This window comes from Urbifossiella limnaea, assembly GCF_007747215.1.
Classification (GTDB): Bacteria; Planctomycetota; Planctomycetia; order Gemmatales; family Gemmataceae; genus Urbifossiella; species Urbifossiella limnaea.
The window spans coordinates 1,432,791-1,448,875 of the sequence record NZ_CP036273.1 but is presented as its reverse complement, the minus strand read 5'-3'; the positions used below and the strand labels follow the sequence as shown (position 1 = coordinate 1,448,875).

Here is a 16,085-nt window from a genome sequence, read left to right as displayed (position 1 = left end):
TCACACGACGCCGCCGTAGCCCACGTCCGGGATGTAGTTCTCGTACCGCATGTACTCCTTGAGGTACGTGAGCGTCACCTCGCCGGTCGGGCCGTTGCGCTGCTTGGCGATGATGATCTCCAGCACCCGCTCCAGCTCCGGCTGGCTCTTGTCGTACAGCGCCGGCCGGTGCAGCATCAGCACCGTGTCGGCGTCCTGCTCGATGCTCCCGGACTCGCGCAGGTCCGACAGCCGCGGCTTGTGGTCCTGCCGGTCCTCGGAGCCGCGGTTCACCTGGGCCAGCGCCACCACCGGGATCAGCAGCTCGCGGGCGAGAATCTTGAGCCGCCGGCTGATCTGCGCCACCTGCTCCTGCCGCGGGTCGCGGCGGCTCTCGGGTTCGATCAGCTGCAAGTAATCCACCACGACCGCCCGCAGACCGCCGTTCTTCTCCTCCTTCTTCATCAGCCGCCGGGCCGTGGCGCCGATCTGGAGCATGGTGCGGTTCGGCGTGTCGTCGATGTACAGCCGGCCCTTGCGGAGCACGTCGCCGGCGTCCATCAGCTTCTGGATGTCGTCGGCCCCGAGGTGCCCCTTGCGAATCTTGTGGGCGTCCACCCGCGACTGACACGCCAGGAGGCGCTCCGCCAGCTCCACCCGCGCCATTTCGAGGCTGACGAACAGGACCGGCGCCTGCTCCTCCGTGATCATGTGCCGCACGACGTTCAGCGCGAACGCCGTCTTCCCGACGGCCGGCCGCGCCGCGATGATGGTGAGCTCCGACTTCTGGAACCCGGCCGTGAGGTTGTCCAGGTCCACATACCCTGACCCCAGGCCGCTGACCGCCAGGTTCTCCTTCCCCACCCGCGCGTCGATCCGGTCGAACGCCTCGCGGACCGTCTCGCTCAGCGTCTTCGTCTCGCCGATCATGCCGGCGCGGGCGATCTCCATCACCTTCCGCTCGGCCGTCGCCACCAGCTCGTCGGCGCTCTGGGTGCGGTCGTACGAGTCGCGGAGGATCTCGTTGCCGGCGTGGATCAGGCTGCGGATCATCGCGCTGTCGCGGACGATCTTGGCGTGGTAGTCGGCGTTGGCCCCGGTCGGCACGCGCTCCCACAGGTCGGCCAGGAACTTCGGCCCGCCCACGTCGTCCAGCTGCTTGTTCTTCCGGAGCCGGTCGTGGATCAGTACCAGGTCGACCGGTTGGTTGTCGTTGTAAAGGTCGACGACCGCCTGGAAGACCTTCTGGTGGGCGTCGAAGTAGAAGTTCTCGGCCTTGATGATCTGCAGGACCGTGGACAGCACGTCGGGGTCGCGCAGGACGCCGCCGATGACGCCCTCCTCGGCGTCACGGCTGTGCGGCGGCAGGCGGTCGGTCATGGGGTCGGGCATCGGCGGCTCGCGGGGCAGACCTGACAGGGCGTACACCGGTCACCCGTCGGGTATACCCCGCCGCGGCGCTCGCGGGAAGGCCGGTCCGGCCGGCATTGCCCGCCGCGGCAGCCGACGCTATCCCCGCGGCTATGTACGCACTCGTCGCGCTGCTCGCGGCGGCGCAGCCCGCGCCGGCCCTCCACACCCCGACGCCCGTCGCCGCCCGCGGCGACGTCAAGGCCGGCCCGCCGCTGGTGCAGGCGTTCGACCTGACGCACCGCGGCGCGGCCGGGAAACTCACGATTCTCAAGGTCGAAGCCGGCTGCGGCTGCGTCCGCCGCGGCCTGAGCGCCGAGGCACTCCAGCCCGGCGAGACGGCCCGGCTCGCGGTCGAGATCAACACCCTGACGCAGCCCGACGGCCCGAACCGCTGGCAGGTCGCCGTCGGCTATCAGGTGGACACGCCGGGCGGCCCGCAGCCCGGCGAGCTCGTGCTGACGCTGACCGCGAATCTTTCCCGCGAGGTGGTGGTGAGCCCCCCGCAGGTGGCGTTCTCGACCGCCGGCGGGGCCACGCAGGCGCTCACGATCACCGACAGCCGGCCGACCCCGCTCACGGTGCTGCGGGCCGCTTCGAGCAGCCCGCACCTGACAGCCACGGCGGCGCCACCCGCGGTGGGGGCGGACGGCGTGCGGCGGCAGACGGTGACGCTGACGCTGACCGCGGACGCCCCGGCCGGCGAGCGCGAGGAGACGGTGGTGCTCCAGACCGGCGACGCGGCGTATCCCGAGTTCCGCGTGCCGGTGCGGGTGCGGAAGCGGGCGGCCGCCGGCGTCGTGGCGTCGCCGGAGGCGGTGGCCGTGCGGCTGACCGCAGCGACGCCGGAGGTGTCGGCGCTGGTTCAGCTGCGGAGCCCCGACGGCACGCCGATTCGCGTGCTGGGGGTGGTGAGCGATTCGCCCGAGGTGACGGCCCGCTGGCCGGACGCAGCCGCGCCGGTGACGGCGGTTCGCGTCACGGTGGCGGCGACGCGCCCGGGGGCGGCCCGGCTGCGCATGCGGCTCGCCGACCGGCCGCCGGGTGAGGAGTTGGTCATCCCGGTGACGTGGACCGTCACCGGGCGCAGCCCCTGACGACGAGCGGTTCAGCCCCGCGACTCAAACGCCGCCTTCACCGCCGGGTTGACCACCCAGTCGGCCGGCCACACCCCCGTGATCAGCCGCGCGATCGCCTCGCCGGCGGCGCGCGCCATGTCGTCGCGGCTGAGAAGGTCCACGCCCGCGGTGTGCGCCGTCATCACCACGTTGTCCAGCGTCAGGAGCGGGTTCGCGCCCGGGGGCTCGTTCTCGAACACGTCCAGCCCGGCGCCGGCGATGCGGTTGTTCTTCAGCGCGTCGAACAGGTCCGGCTCGCACACCACGCCGCCGCGCGCGGTGTTGATCAGGAACGCCGTCGGCTTCATCAGCCCGAGCGTCCGCGCGTTCACGCACTGCCTCGACTCCGGCAGCATCGGCATGTGCAGGCTCACCCAGTCGGCCCGGCGGAACACGTCGTCCATCGGCAGCAGTTCGATGCCGTTGGCGGCGCAGTACGCGGAGTCGGCGTAGGGGTCGTGCCCGATGACCGTCATGCCGAAGTTGCGGCCGACGCGGGCCACCGCCTTGCCGATGCGACCCAGGCCGAGCACGCCGAGGACGGTGCCGCGGATCGGCCGGTTCGTCTGCCGCGGCCAGCCGCCGGCGGCGATGCCGTTGTGCTGGCGGATCAGGTGCCGGGCCAGCGCCAGGATCAGCGTGAACGTGTGCTCGGCCACCGACTCCTGGTTCGTGCCGGGGGCGAACGTCACGGCCACGCCGTGCTCCGTCGCGGCCGCCAGGTCGACCGCGTCGTACCCGACGCCGGCGCGGGCGATCACCTTCAACCCCTTCGCCGCCGCGGCCGCGATCACGGCGCGGGTGTACGGCTCGGACCCGGCCAGCGTCGCGACGCACCCGGGGAGCACCTCCAGCAGCTCGGCCTCGGACAGTTGGTGCGGCTTGCCCGGGAACACCAGCTCGGCGCCGGCGGCGGTGATCGCCGGGCCGTAGACGTGCTCAATGTCCTGGAGCGGGGCGGGGGCGATGAGGACGCGGGGCTTCATGGGCAGGTTTCTGGGAAAGGCGTGGGCGGCGGAGCGGGCCGGGTGTACACCAGTTGTTCACCCCTGTCCGGGCGCGACGCCGGTAGAATACGGACGTGGGGCGAGACGAACCCGGTCCTAGCGGCCGGTGTCCGATCGCCAACCCCACACCGGGCCGGGCGGGGCGAGAACCCGTGCCGGCCCGGTCCGGTTGTAGCGGACGGGCGGCGTATTCCGCCCCCAACCTGAAGCGCCCGACTTCCCGACGCAGGAAACGCGACGTGCTTCTTGATTATTGACTGAACCGGGGCGACGATTGAGTAGCGGGCGCGGACCTGGCCGTGCCCCCACCCGTCGGCCTGGTTTGTCCCCCCGGAGGCGACCCACGAGCAACAGGCACCTTACACCTGTTCCCCCGCGGCACCCGCTTCCGGAGGCACCCCTGCCATAAGGAGCCTCCTTGAACGCCGCCGCCGCCACGCTGACCGCGGACCCCGCGGTGTCTACCCCCGTCGCCCTCCCCCCCGCCCTGTCGCGGGCCTGTTTGGCCGCCCGCACCGCCGCCGACAACAAGGGCCAGGACGTACTCGTCCTGGACATGCGCGGCCTCACCCCGCTGTTCGACTTCTTCGTGATCGCCACCGGCACGAGCCGCCGGCAGATTCACACGGTGGCCGAGGAGATCGACGAGGTTCTCCGGGGCGTGGGCGACACGCGGCAGGGGATCGAGGGGTACGACGCGAGCAAGTGGGTGGTGCAGGACTACGGCGACGTGGTGGTTCACGTCTTCGACCCCGACACGCGCGACTACTACAAGCTGGAAGAGCTGTGGGCCGACGCGCCGAAGGTGGACTGGGCGGACGAGGAATAGGCCCGGCGAGCCGGGGGCCGGAGCCCCCGGCTTCCCTCGCGCCGCCGTGGGGTTCGGGTTCGTGAACCAGGGGTCTGACCGAGCACCATGAGCGACACCGAGAAGCCCACCAAGCCGACGCCGGCCGAGCGGCAGACGCTGACGTACCTCCGCCGCCTGTTCGACGCCTTCGGCCTGGAGGCGAAGAGCAAGCTCGGCCAGAACTTCCTCATCGACCTGAACCTCCTCGACCTCATCGTCCGGGCCGCCGAACTCGACCGCACCGACGCGGTGCTCGAGGTCGGCACCGGGACCGGCTCCCTCACCGCCCGCCTCGCCGACCACGCCGGCGTCGTCACCACCGTCGAGGTGGACCGGTCGCTGCAGCCGGTCGCCAAGCAGATCGTCGGCGCCCGCAAGAACGTCCACTTCGTGCTCGGCGACGCGCTGGCCGGCAAGAACGTGCTGAACCCCGACATGCTCGCCGCGTGGGACGCGTCCGCGGCGGCGTTCGGCTGCGCCCGCCGGAAGTTGGTGGCGAACCTGCCGTACGTCATCGCCACGCCGCTGGTCAGCAACCTGCTCATCGCGGGGCTGCCGATCGAGCGGATGGTGGTGATGGTGCAGTGGGAGATTGCCGAGCGGATGCGCGCGGTGGCCGGCACCAAGGACTACAACGCCCTGTCGGTGCTGGTGCAGGCGGTGGCCGACGTGGAGGTGGTGCGGAAGGTGCTGCCGGGCAACTTCCACCCGCGGCCGAAGGTGGACTCGGCGATCGTGAAGATCGTGCCGAGCGCCGAGAAGCGGGCGAAGGTCGGCGACGTGGCCCGGTTCCGGGTGTTCCTCCGCGACCTGTACGTCCACCGGCGGAAGAACCTGCGGCAGGCGCTGACCGGCTGGCCGAGCGGCCGCAAGGACAAGGACGAGGTGGACGCGAAGCTCAAGGAGCTTGGCATCGACGGCACCATCCGCTCGGAGGCGCTCGACGTGGAGCAGCACCTGCGGCTGTGCGCCGCGTTCATGCCCGCGCCGCCCGCAGCGTGAGGTGGACGATTTCCGCCGGCGCACGGACCCGCAGCGGGAACCAGTTCCCCACACCGTTCGACACCACCAGCGCGGTGTCGCCGGGCTTTCGGTACAGGCCCGACCAGTAGCGGAACATCAGCGGCCCGAACCCCACCGACTCGCCCGCCATCAGCTGCCCGCCGTGCGTGTGGCCGGACACGGTCAGGGGCAGTCCCGCCTCGGCGGCCGCGTCGAACGCGTGCGGGTGGTGCGCCAGCAGGATCGGGAACGCCCCCGCGGCCACCGTACCGGCCAACTCACGCACCACCTCCGCCGACCGCCGCTCGTCCCGGTTCCACGGCAGCCCGAGCAGTTGCACCGGCACGCCGCGGACCGTAACCGTCCGCGACTCGCCGACCAGCAGCGGCACCCGGGCGCGGGTGCGGCGGACGAATTCGACGCCGTCCTCAATCAAGTCGTGGTTGCCGACGCACAGGTACGCCCCGTGCCGCGACTGCATGTTGCTCACGGCGTCGAGCGCGGCCCCCAGGTCGGCGAGGGCGTTGTCGATCAGGTCGCCGGGGAGCAGGATCAGGTCGGCGTCGAGCCGGCTCGTTCCCTCGACGACGCGCCGCACCGTCTCGCCGGTGGTGAAGCTGCCGACGTGGAGGTCGGACACGACGGCGACGCGGACGCCGTCGAGTTCCGGCGGCAGCGTCGGCAGCGGCACGCTCATCTCGCGGACGCGGAAGCCCTGCACCTGACTCCGCGACACGACCGCCCCACTCCCGGCGAGCAGCGCCGGTGCGGCGGTGGCGACCAGGCCGTGGAACTGCCGGCGCGTCGGCGCCCCGGCGTCGGCGGGCGGCGCCGGGCGCGGCACGGCGCGGGCGATCAACCGAGCCGCGGCCGCGGCGGTAGCGACGACGGCGATGGTCGGCAGGATCAGGAGGTGCCAGAGGAAGGCGACGGCGGCGAGGAACTGCGGCGGCCGGCCGACCCCAACGGTCGGCTCGACGCGCCCGCCGATCACCCAGAACACGAGCGTCATCTGCCCGCCGACGAACAGGGCGACGAGCCCGCGCCACGCGGCGGCGCGGGGCCACAAGCGGGCGCGGCGGTCGGCGCGCCACCAGCAAACGGCGTCGGCCGTGAGGACGGCGAGGAGGACGAGCAGAACCAGCGGCGGCATCGGCGGCGGCCCTCGGGGCGGGACCGGGTTACGGTAGCGACCCCGCCCACCGGGCGGCAGGGCGCGGCCGACCCGGCGTGCCCGGCGACGCCGGTGCCGGGCACGCCGGCGCGGGCGGCGCCGCCGGGGCTAACCTTCCGGGGGGTCCGTGTCCGTCTTCGGCGCGCGGAGCCCCTGCACCAACTTGGCCAGCCCGTAGCCCGCGGCCAGCGCCGCCACCACGCCGACGCCGCCGGCCGTCAGCATCAGCATGTCGCGGCGGTTCAGGTCCAACAGTGAGCGGTCGTCCGGCAGCTTCACGTACACCGGCGGCGGCGGCAGCGCGGGCGGCGGCGGCGCGGCCGTCACCAGCTCCACGTCCACCAAATCGTCGTCGTCGCCGGGTGGGGGGGGCAGGGCCGGCGCCCGCGCCGCCGGCTGCCACGACGGCACGGCCGACGCCGTCCCGGTACCGGGCTTCAACGCCGGCGCCGGCCGCGTACCTGGTTTCGGCAGCGGCGGCGCGGGCAGGTCACCGTCAGCCCGCGATTCGGTGTCCAGCCACTTCTGGTACGCCGGGTTCACGCCCGACTTGGCCGGCGCCGCGCCGCCCGCCTGGAACGGCTTCAGCGCCTTCGACGCCTCCTCCGGCGTCTGGAAGCGGTCGTCGGGGTTCTTCGCCAGGAAGCGGTCGAGCACCGCCTGCAAGCCCGGCGGGGCGTCGGGCGGGAGCGGCGGCGGGGCGTCGGTCGCGTGCCGCAGCAGCTGCGCCGTGACCGACGACTCCGTGAACACCGGCCGGCCCGACACCAGGTGGAAGAGCACGCACCCGAGGCTGTACAGGTCGGAGCGGATGTCACTGGTGCGGGCGTCTTTCGCCTGCTCCGGGCTCATGTAGTCCGGCGTGCCGACCACCGCACCCTCCACCGTCAGTTGCGTCGCCGTCTGGTCGTCGGGGCCGAGCGCCTCCGCGAACAGCTCGCGGCCGAGGCCCACGTCGAGGATCTTGAGCGTGGCGTCGAGCGTGGTGTCCGGGCCGTGCTTCGGCGGCGGCGGCGTCACCATCAGGTTGCTCGGCTTGATGTCCCGATGAACCGTCCGCCGCTCGTGCAGGTGGCCGAGGCCGTCGAGCGCCTGCCGCACCAGCCGCACGGCTTCCGGCACCGGCAGCTTCTTGCGGCGGTCGAGCACCTCGTCGAGCGTCTCGCCGTCGAGGAACTCCATGGCGATGAAGTGCCGGCCGCCGCTGTCGCCGACCTGGTAGGCGCGGACCACGTTCGGGTGGTCGAGTTGCGTCAGCAGCCGGGCCTCGCGCTGGAACCGGGCCAGCAGCCGCGCGTCCCTCGCGCGGCTGGCCGGCAAAATCTTCAGCGCCACCACCTGCCCCAGCGCGTGGGCGGCCTTGTACACGCCGCCCATCTGCCCCTTGCCGAGTTGCTCCAGAATCTTGTACCCCTCGACGAAGAACCCGTCGGCCCGGCCGCGGCTCAGGAGCGCCGCCTGCCAGTGGGTGATGACGCCCTTGCGGCCGGAGATCGACTTCACGAACCCGTCCACGTCGCCGTCGGCGTCGGGGTGGTCGGCCTCCCAGCGGCGGCGGACGGCGTCCACCTCGTCGGGCGTCAGGAGCTTGCTCTTGGTCAGCAGTGCGCAGAAGTCGCGGACCGACAAGACCGGGGTCGCCATGAGGGGGTCCGCGCGAGTAGGTGTCGGGGGTACTCTACAGCATCCTGGGGGGGCATGAAGGGGTGAACGGGTGAAGGGGTGAAGGGGTGTGAAAACACGAAAGCCCACCCGTCGCAACGGGTGGGCCGTGCCGCTTCAACTCACCCCTTCACCCCTTCACCCGTTCACCCCTTCGTCCCCCCGAAAGTAGTGCTGCAGCTTCCGCACCGCCTTGTACTTCTCGTCGCTGACGCGCTCGGCCGTCGTCCCCAACTCGCCGGCGATCTCGGGGACCGCCCACCCGGCGGCGGTCAGCTCCAGGATGCGCCGCTGCCGCGGCCCCAGCACCTGCCGCGCCGCCTGCGCCACCGCCTCGCGGTCGTCGCGCACCGTGTTCGACCCGCGCCGGTCGGCCACCTCCGGGCTCAGCGGCGACACCTTCCGCGCCCGCTGCACCCGCTTCTTCACCGCGTCGATGGCCCGCAGGAACTCGCGCCGTTCCAGCGTCTCGTCGTCCTTCAGCACGGTCTGCCACTTCTCCGACTCCACGCGCTCCAGCAGCCGCGTGAACACCTCCTGGGTGCAGTCGCCCCAGCGGTCGGCGGGCAGCCGGGCGTTCCGCCAGCAGGCCTGGCAGTAGCGGCTGATGTCCTGCACGGCGCGGGCGTCCGGGGCGGCCGACGCCTCGCCGGCCGTCAGCGCCGTGCCCAGCACCACCGCCACCATCATCGCCCGCGACCGCCCCGCCGCCGTCGGCACGAACCGCTTCATGACTGCTCCGCCTCCAGGTGCAGGTTCCCATTCTACCGGACAACGACCCGCCCGCCCCTCGCCAACCCCGCCGAAATTACCCGGCCCCGGTGTCACGTTCCAGTCCGGTTCATTGTTTCTCTGCCACCGCCCCAGGGGCTCGCGCGAAGCAATGAGTCAATGATAAGAAAGACCATCCAAGTTACGCCTCGTCGCACACGCTGCTCCGGAAACGGGTTACGCCGATTCAGTCGCAGCGCGAATCGGCCCGGCGCGAACCGGTTCGCGCCACAACCGAAACACTGACCGACGGTTGCGGCACACAGCCGGTGTCCTACAGTTGTGCGTGGCTTTCCCTTCCCGGACGGGCCGCGGCGACCGATGACGACCCAGACCGACGACCCGCTCCCCGATCTCCTCCGCCGGCTCCGCGCCGCGGTACCGATCGACCGCGCCCGTGCCGCCCGCGACCTCGGCCGCCTCGGCTGGCTCGCCCGCGATGCCATCCCGGCGCTGGTCCGCGCCGCCGACGACGCCGACGGCAAGGTCCGCGAGGCGGCGACGCAGGCGCTCGGGCAGATGGGGCCGGAAGCGCTGCCGCCGCTGAAGCTGATGCTGCGGCACGACGACAAGTACGTCCGCCGGCAGGCCGTTTGGGCGCTGGGCCGGCTCGGCCCGCTGGCCCGGCCGGCACTGGCGGCAGTGTGCGAGGCCCTGCGCGACGCCGACCCGCGGACGGCCAGCGGGGCGGCCCAGGCGCTGGGGAACATGGGCGCCGACGGGGCCGACGCGGTGCCGGCGCTGGCGGAGGCGATGCGGGGGACCAACATCGTGCTGTGCCGGCTGGCGGCGAAGGCGCTCAGCCAGATCGGCTTCCCCGCGCTGGCGACGCTGATCACCCACCTGCAGCACACCGACCCGTTCGTGCGGGGGGAGTCGGCGCTGGCGCTGGGGTGGATGGGGGCGGCGGCGCGGCCGGCGGTGCCGTACCTGGCGAAGCTGGTGCGGGGCTCGTCCGGCCGGGGGCTGGCGGACACGCCGCCGCCGGGGAGTTCCCTGTCGGGGTTCGGAGCCGGGAGCGGCGCGGTGACGCCGACGGCCCCGGCGGCCGCGACGGAGGCGACGGCGGACGACACGTGTCGGGTGTACGCGGCGCAGGCGCTGGGGAAGATGGGCGCGGCGGCCGCGGCGGCGCTGCCGGAGCTGACCGCCGCGTCGCGGCACGGCCCCGACCCGCTCCGCGACGCCGCCCGCCAGGCGGCGCGGCTGGTGGAGGGGGCGTGAGGCCCGGCTGACTTCCAACAGGCCGGCTAACGCAACGACCGGTCGGAAGCCGGCTACGCTTTCACTCCTTCCGCGGCCGCAGTTCCGGGGGTACGTCGCCGGCCTCCCAGCCGGCCGGCACCTCCACCTCGAACAGCTTCGCGTCCAGCGGCGCGTCCCACTCGTACCGGTCGTCCGTCAGGGTGTACGGCGCCGGCGTGTCCTTCCCCGTGCCGTCCGGCATCTGCACTGTCCCCGTCGCCTCCAGCTTCACCGGCCAGCCGGTCCGCGGGTCCACCCACAGCCGCACGTCCTGCGGGTCGTCCTTGCGGTCCACCTTCAGCCGGTAGCGGTCGGCCTTCACGCCGCGGACGTCGTCGGTGCCGTCCTTCGCCCCGCGGCTCGCCACGAACCGCTCGTACTGCGCGAGCGGCGGCTCCATCTTCGCCACGTTCTTGAGCCGCCAGGCGTACTTCACGGCCGGGTACAGGAACACGCCGCAGTTCGCCGCGTAGTCCGCCACGCGGACGTGGTCGCCCTGCTCGAACCGCACCTTCGCGCCCTGCCAGTACACGGTCGTCGTCTGCGGCGTCATCTCCGGGTGCTTCACGTGCAGCACGCTGACGAACTTCACCGACCGGGCGTTCCTCGCCTTGTCGAGCGCGGCCTCGAGCGCGGACGCCGGCGAGCCGCTACCCAACACGACGACCAGGGTGACGGCGGCGGCCAGGGCGGCGGTGGCCCCGACGGTGCGAAGCAGCTTCATTCGGCGTCTCCGGGTGGCGAGTGTACCTTCGGCCGCCGCCAGCGCCGCGACGGTCGCGGCGGCAAGGTCCGACGGGACGGGGGGCACGGGCGTGTCGCGGACTTCGGCGGCGGCGCGGTCGAGCGGGTCGGTCATGGCGGTTCTCCCGCGGGGTCGAAGGCGCGGAGCCGGGTGCGGAGCGTGGCCCGGGTGCGGTGCAAGAGCACCCCGGCGTGGTTGGCGGTGATGCCGAGCGCGGCCGCGGCCTCGGCGTTGGTCAGGCCGTCGAGTGCGACGAGGCAGAACAGTTCGGCCGGCAGCGGGTCGAGGGCGGCGAGCGCGGCGCGGAGGTGCGCCGCGAGCTCGCCGGCGGCGAGGTCGCCGAGCGGGTCGGCGGGCCGCGGGTCGGGGGCGTCGGTGAACTCCGCGGCGCGCGCCCGGTGGCGCGCCCGCAGCAGGTCGAGGGCGCGGGCGGTGGCGAGCCGGCGGAGGGCGCCGCCCCAGTGGCGGACCGGGCCGGCGGCGGCGAGCCGGACGGCGGCGAGGAACGCCTGCTGGTAGCAGTCGGCGGCGTCGGCGGGGTTGCCGGTGAGGCGGTACGCGGTCCGCCACACGAGCGGGCCGTACTCGCCGACGACGGCGGGCCAGTCGGTCATGGTGCCCGTCAGTCGCCGGCGGCGGGGAAGGGATTACACGAATTCGGGAAGCGAGGCGAGCGGCCCGCGTCAGCGGGCTGTTTCCTGGGGCCTCTCGGCGCCACAGTTAACAGCCCGCTGACGCGGGCCGCTCGCCGGGTGAAACGACGCTCACTCACACGATGTCGCTAACCAACTCGCCGGGGAAGACCTCCGGGTCGTCGAGCGACACCAGGAAGCCCTCGCCGATCGTCAACTGCTGGCGGAAGCGCTTCAGCGACCCCGTCTCGTCCGACTCGGCCGTCACGAGGAAGTAGCCGAGCTGCGCGTCCTTCACGGCCCGCACGTCGGCGCCGCCACGGTCGTCCTCGGCGCCGGCCAGCACCCGCTGCAACTCCGCGCCGGTCGGCCCCGCGAAGACGGCGATCACCGGGCCGCCGCCGACGCCCGCGCCGGTCAGCACCTCGGCCGTGCCGTCGCCGTCCAGGTCGGCGGCCGCCACCGTCACCCCGCCGCGGGCCGACTCCTCGTACGCCATGAACTCGTACCGCATCGACCCGCCGACGCCGTCGAACACCCGCACCCGCGGGCCGCCGCCCTCGCCCGAGCCGACGATCAGCTCGTCCAGGCCGTCGCCGTCCAGGTCGCCGACGGCGACGTTGACGCCGCCCCGGAACTCCTCCTCGTAGGCGAACAGGTTGGACAGCTCGGCCCCGGTGGCGCCGTCGAGCACCCGCACCCGCGGGCCGCCGCCCTTCCCGGCCGCGAGCGCCGCGTCGAGCACGCCGTCGCCGTTCACGTCGCCGACCGCGACCGACACTTCGCCGTCGAACCCGGCGAAGGCGACGGTCGAGCGGAGCACCTTGCCGTAGGTGTCGCGCCACTCCAGCGTGGACTGGTTGACGCCCGGCGTGACGCTGTACCCGGCCGGCTTCGTGGCCGCCCCGCCCGGCATCGTGACCGGCGGCGGGGGCGGCGACGCCGGCGGGGGCGGCGACGCCGGCGGGCTCGTCGGGTCGGTGGTCGGCGGCGGCAGCGGCGTGTCCGACAGGCTCGCCAGGTCCACCGTCCAGGAGTTGTTCGTCTCGTCCGCCTCGGGCACGGTGCCGGCGGCGTCGAGGCGGACGCTCAGCTGCGTCGCCCACGTCGGGGCCGTCAGGCCGCGGGCGCTCACCACGAGCTGGCCGGTGTTCCAGTACAGCGGCACGTCCAGGTCGGCGGCCTGGGTGCGGCCGGCGCCGTCGCTCCACACCGCCGTCACCCGCGCGGCCGCGGCCGTGTGCGACGCCGCGCTCATCACCTTCCCGGTGACGCCGACGGTGAAGTCGGCGCCGACCGAGCCGTCGGCCGCCCGCGCCGCCGCGGACGACACGAACGCCAGGTCCGTGGCGGCGGGGTTGGCGTCGGTGAGGACGACGGACAGGTCGGCGGTGCTGCCCGCGGCGCCGGTGAACGTGGCGCCGAGCGACAGGTCGGACACGTCGAACGAGCCGGCGCCGTCGAGCGGGCCGATCGGGCGGTTGCCGCTGCCGCTGCTGGGGGTGAAGTACGCGGCCCCGCCGGTGAGCGGGCTGGTGACGTCGATCACGCCGCCGGCGTCCTCGAACCCGAGCTGGGCCTGAATGATCTGCGCGAAGCTGACGCTGGTGTCGTTCGGCGTGGAGCCGCCGGGGGCGGTGACGACCAGCCCGTCGCCGCTGCCGCTGCCGGCCACGACCACGGTGCCGATGGTGCCGGCGGTGTTGCTGGTGTAGTCGATGTGGCCCGTGAGGGTGACCTTGTTGTCGGTGGTGGTGGGCGTGCCGCCGTCGACGGGGTCGGTGGTGGTGAGCGTGCCGACGGCGGCGAAGTCGAGCGGGCGGGCGGTGGTGGTACTGGTGACCGTGCTGGGGACGACTCGTTCGTCGAGCCGGTCGAGGGCGAGCCGGGCGCGGGCGGCGGGTGTGGACATGGCGACCTCACGGGCGGTACGCCGCGCGCGGCGCGGCAATCGGTGCCGGTCGTATCGGTCGTGCGGGGCGGCGGAATAAACGGAAAAGTCGGCGGCGCTGCCGCCGCCGGGGCGGGCGAAGTTGCCCAGCCCCCGCGGACCGCCGCGCCGCCCGGACTGTGCCGCGGACGGGTGAAAACGGGCGAGGTGGGTGCGGCTACCCCACGAAGACGCCGCCGGCAAGCGCCCCGCCGCCGAACAGCGACAGGTCCTGGAACGCGGCCGGCTCAACCGACGACGTGACGTTCTTGCCGAGGTACGCCCGGACCTTTGCCGGACTCCCCTCGCCGCTACCGGCCACCACGTCCGCCTTGCTGTCGCCGTCCAGGTCGGCGACGGCCACTCGCACCCCGCCGCGGTCGGTGGCGTTGTTCGCCACGAAGAAGTTGGCGACCGGCGCCGCCTGCGCCCCGGCCACGTTCCCGCTGGCGATCAGTTGCCCGCTCAGGATGAACACGCGCGGGGCGCCGCCGGGGCCGCCGCCGAACACGAGGTCGGCGAACCCGTCGCCGGTCACGTCGCCCGCGGCCACGAACGCGCCGTTGCGCAGGTTCACGGCGTCGTCGCCGGGGAAGGCGAAGAAGTCGTTCACGAACCGCGTCGGCGTGGCGAGAATCGTTCGGCCGGCGAACACGGCCACGCGCGGGCCGCCGCCGAAGCCGGCCGCCACCGCCAGGTCCGGCCGGCCGTCGCCGTCCACGTCGGCGACCGCGGCGCGGGCGCCGCCGCGGAAGTTGGCGTCGTCGATGCCCAGGAAGCTGGCCTTCACCACCGTCGCGCCGGCGGTCGTGCGGCCGTACAGAACCACGCGCGGGCCGCCGCCCTGGTCCGGCGTCAGCACCAGTTCCGCCTTGCCGTCGAGGTCGAAGTCGCCGGCCGCGACGAACCCGCCGCCGCTGAATTCCTCCGTGTACGGGGCGAACGGCGCGGCCAACAGCGTCGTGTCGTCCTTGCCGCTCACCACCGCGACGCGGATCGGCACGCCCGGCCCGGTCACCAGCATCGTGTCGTCGGTGCCGTCGCCGTCGTAGTCGCCGACCGCGGTGCGGACGTTGGCCGTCGTGGTGCCGAACGCCGCCAGGGTTGCCGTCGCAGTGTTCGGCAAGGCGCCGGCCGCGTCCGGCGCGTACACCGCGGCGGCGCCGGTGGTCGGGCCGCCCACGCCGACGCGCTCGCCCTTCTCGACCGACCCGATGAGCCGGGCGACGGCGATGTTGCCGTCCACCGACGTGCTGCCGGCGACGACGACGCGGCCGTTCGCGTCCAGCACCACGCCGGTGGCGCCGTCGTCGCCGCCGACCTCGACCTCGACGTGACCGGCCGTGCCGAACGACGGGTCGAGTGCGGACCCGTCGGCGAGCACGCGGGCGACGCCGAAGTTCCCCGGGCCGGCGAGCGTTGCCGCGGTGCGGCCGACGACGACGACCCGCCCGCGGGAATCGAGGGCGACGCCGGTCGCCGGGTTGGCGCTGTTCGCGGTGCTGAAGACGAACTCCAACCGCCCGGAGGTGCCGAACGTGGCGTCGGCCGCACCGGCGGCCGTCAGTTGGGCCACACCGGCGTCCGTCGCCCCGCCGCCGACCACGGCCCCGGCCAGCACCACCCGGCCGTCGGCCCGCACCGCCACCGCGGCCGCAGAGTCGTCCCCTCCGAAGTCCACCGTTGCCCGGCCGTCGCCGTCGAACGCGGCGTCGAGCGCGCCCGCGGCCCTGGACAGTCGCGCGACGGCGAAGTCGTGGACGTTCGCGGCCACCTCCGCGTACCCGCCGACGACGATGCTCCCGTCGCCGGCCACGGCCACACCCGTGGCGCGGTCGTCGTTGTCGCCGCCGAGGTTGAACGCCACCGTGCGGCGGCCGTCGCCGTCGAACGCGGCGTCCGGCGTGCCGTCGGCGCCGAGCCGGACGACGCCGAAGTCGAAGTCGGTCGCGCTCACCTGCACGGAGCCGACGACCACGATCTTGCCGTCGGATTGAAGCGCGACGCCGGTGGCCCGGTCGGCGTTCGCCCCGCCGAGGTCGAACGGGATGCCGAGCTTCCCGTCGCCGCTGAACGTGGCGTCGAGGCCGGTGCCGTCGGCCAGGACGCGGATCACGGCGAAGTCGATCGACCCGCCCACGTCGGTGGAGCCGACGACGACGATCTTGCCGTCCGGCTGCACGGCGACGGCCGTCGCCGTGTCGACGCCGCCGGGGATGCCGGGGCCGCCGGACGAGAAGCGGGCTCTGCCGGTACCGGCGAACGTGGTGTCGGGCGTGCCGTCGGGGTTGAACCGGGCCACGGCAAAGTCGTTGTTCACCGACGTGGTGCCGACGACGACCACCTTGCCGTCCGGCTGCACGGCGACGGCGGCGGCGGTGTCGGTGCCGCCGAACGAGGCGGTGGCGACGCCGGCGGTGCCGAACGACGGGTCGAGGCCGCCGACGAGGGCGGGCACCTCCCGGGCTTCGAGCAGTTCGGGGCGGAGGACGGAAAAAGTCATGCGACGGTCCTGTCGGTCGAGGAGGCGCGACGGCCCCGCGGTTCGGCAGGCTATTTT

At 73.6% G+C, this 16,085-nt stretch carries 13 protein-coding genes; 4 read left to right on the top strand and 9 right to left on the bottom strand.

Annotated elements, in window-relative coordinates:
- Entirely contained in the window at nucleotides 1–1,371 is a 1,371-nt protein-coding gene (dnaB, locus tag ETAA1_RS05815; protein ID WP_145235155.1) for a replicative DNA helicase, read from the bottom strand.
- A gap of 131 nt (nucleotides 1,372–1,502) precedes the next feature.
- Between dnaB and ETAA1_RS05810 the strand changes: the two genes are divergently transcribed.
- Entirely contained in the window at nucleotides 1,503–2,486 is a 984-nt protein-coding gene (locus tag ETAA1_RS05810; RefSeq protein ID WP_145235152.1) for a DUF1573 domain-containing protein, read from the top strand.
- Nucleotides 2,487–2,497: 11 nt separating this feature from the next.
- Here the strand turns inward: ETAA1_RS05810 and ETAA1_RS05805 are convergent, their stop codons facing one another.
- A complete protein-coding gene (locus ETAA1_RS05805) occupies nucleotides 2,498–3,493 on the bottom strand; it encodes a phosphoglycerate dehydrogenase (protein WP_202920689.1) in 996 nt (331 codons plus the stop codon).
- A gap of 439 nt (nucleotides 3,494–3,932) precedes the next feature.
- Between ETAA1_RS05805 and rsfS the strand changes: the two genes are divergently transcribed.
- Both rsfS and rsmA read left to right on the top strand, forming a co-directional pair.
- Nucleotides 3,933–4,343: a ribosome silencing factor gene (gene rsfS / locus ETAA1_RS05800; RefSeq protein ID WP_238389380.1), complete on the top strand. Its 411-nt coding sequence runs from the start codon at nucleotides 3,933–3,935 to the stop codon at nucleotides 4,341–4,343.
- Nucleotides 4,344–4,430: 87 nt separating this feature from the next.
- On the top strand, nucleotides 4,431–5,366 hold the full coding sequence (rsmA, locus tag ETAA1_RS05795; protein WP_145235149.1) for a 16S rRNA (adenine(1518)-N(6)/adenine(1519)-N(6))-dimethyltransferase RsmA: 936 nt from the start codon (nucleotides 4,431–4,433) through the stop codon (nucleotides 5,364–5,366).
- Here rsmA and ETAA1_RS05790 read toward each other — a convergent pair.
- The 3 genes from ETAA1_RS05790 to ETAA1_RS05780 all read right to left on the bottom strand — a co-directional run bounded on the left by ETAA1_RS05790 (nucleotide 5,341) and on the right by ETAA1_RS05780 (nucleotide 8,934).
- The gene (locus tag ETAA1_RS05790) at nucleotides 5,341–6,519 is read right to left on the bottom strand and encodes a metallophosphoesterase (RefSeq protein WP_145235147.1); all 1,179 of its coding nucleotides are present in this window, start codon (nucleotides 6,517–6,519) and stop codon (nucleotides 5,341–5,343) included. The two genes, rsmA and ETAA1_RS05790, sit on opposite strands and share 26 nt — an antisense overlap.
- Before the next feature lie 129 nt (nucleotides 6,520–6,648).
- Nucleotides 6,649–8,184: a serine/threonine-protein kinase gene (locus tag ETAA1_RS05785; protein ID WP_145235146.1), complete on the bottom strand. Its 1,536-nt coding sequence runs from the start codon at nucleotides 8,182–8,184 to the stop codon at nucleotides 6,649–6,651.
- A gap of 156 nt (nucleotides 8,185–8,340) precedes the next feature.
- Nucleotides 8,341–8,934, bottom strand: coding sequence for a sigma-70 RNA polymerase sigma factor region 4 domain-containing protein (locus tag ETAA1_RS05780; protein WP_145235144.1), 594 nt, complete (start codon nucleotides 8,932–8,934; stop codon nucleotides 8,341–8,343).
- Nucleotides 8,935–9,294: 360 nt separating this feature from the next.
- Between ETAA1_RS05780 and ETAA1_RS05775 the strand changes: the two genes are divergently transcribed.
- Entirely contained in the window at nucleotides 9,295–10,197 is a 903-nt protein-coding gene (locus ETAA1_RS05775) for a HEAT repeat domain-containing protein (RefSeq protein ID WP_145235142.1), read from the top strand.
- Between the two features lie 61 nt (nucleotides 10,198–10,258).
- Here the strand turns inward: ETAA1_RS05775 and ETAA1_RS05770 are convergent, their stop codons facing one another.
- The 4 genes from ETAA1_RS05770 to ETAA1_RS05755 form a co-directional block, all read right to left on the bottom strand.
- Complete coding sequence (locus ETAA1_RS05770; protein WP_145235141.1) at nucleotides 10,259–11,077, bottom strand: hypothetical protein; 819 nt, start codon at nucleotides 11,075–11,077, stop codon at nucleotides 10,259–10,261.
- Entirely contained in the window at nucleotides 11,074–11,577 is a 504-nt protein-coding gene (locus ETAA1_RS05765; protein ID WP_145235139.1) for an RNA polymerase sigma factor, read from the bottom strand. Before ETAA1_RS05765 ends, ETAA1_RS05770 begins: the two co-directional genes overlap by 4 nt.
- 154 nt (nucleotides 11,578–11,731) lie before the next feature.
- The gene (locus ETAA1_RS05760; RefSeq protein ID WP_145235137.1) at nucleotides 11,732–13,507 is read right to left on the bottom strand and encodes an FG-GAP repeat domain-containing protein; all 1,776 of its coding nucleotides are present in this window, start codon (nucleotides 13,505–13,507) and stop codon (nucleotides 11,732–11,734) included.
- A gap of 196 nt (nucleotides 13,508–13,703) precedes the next feature.
- Nucleotides 13,704–16,028: an FG-GAP-like repeat-containing protein gene (locus ETAA1_RS05755; RefSeq protein WP_145235135.1), complete on the bottom strand. Its 2,325-nt coding sequence runs from the start codon at nucleotides 16,026–16,028 to the stop codon at nucleotides 13,704–13,706.
- Between the last annotated feature and the right edge of the window lie 57 nt (nucleotides 16,029–16,085).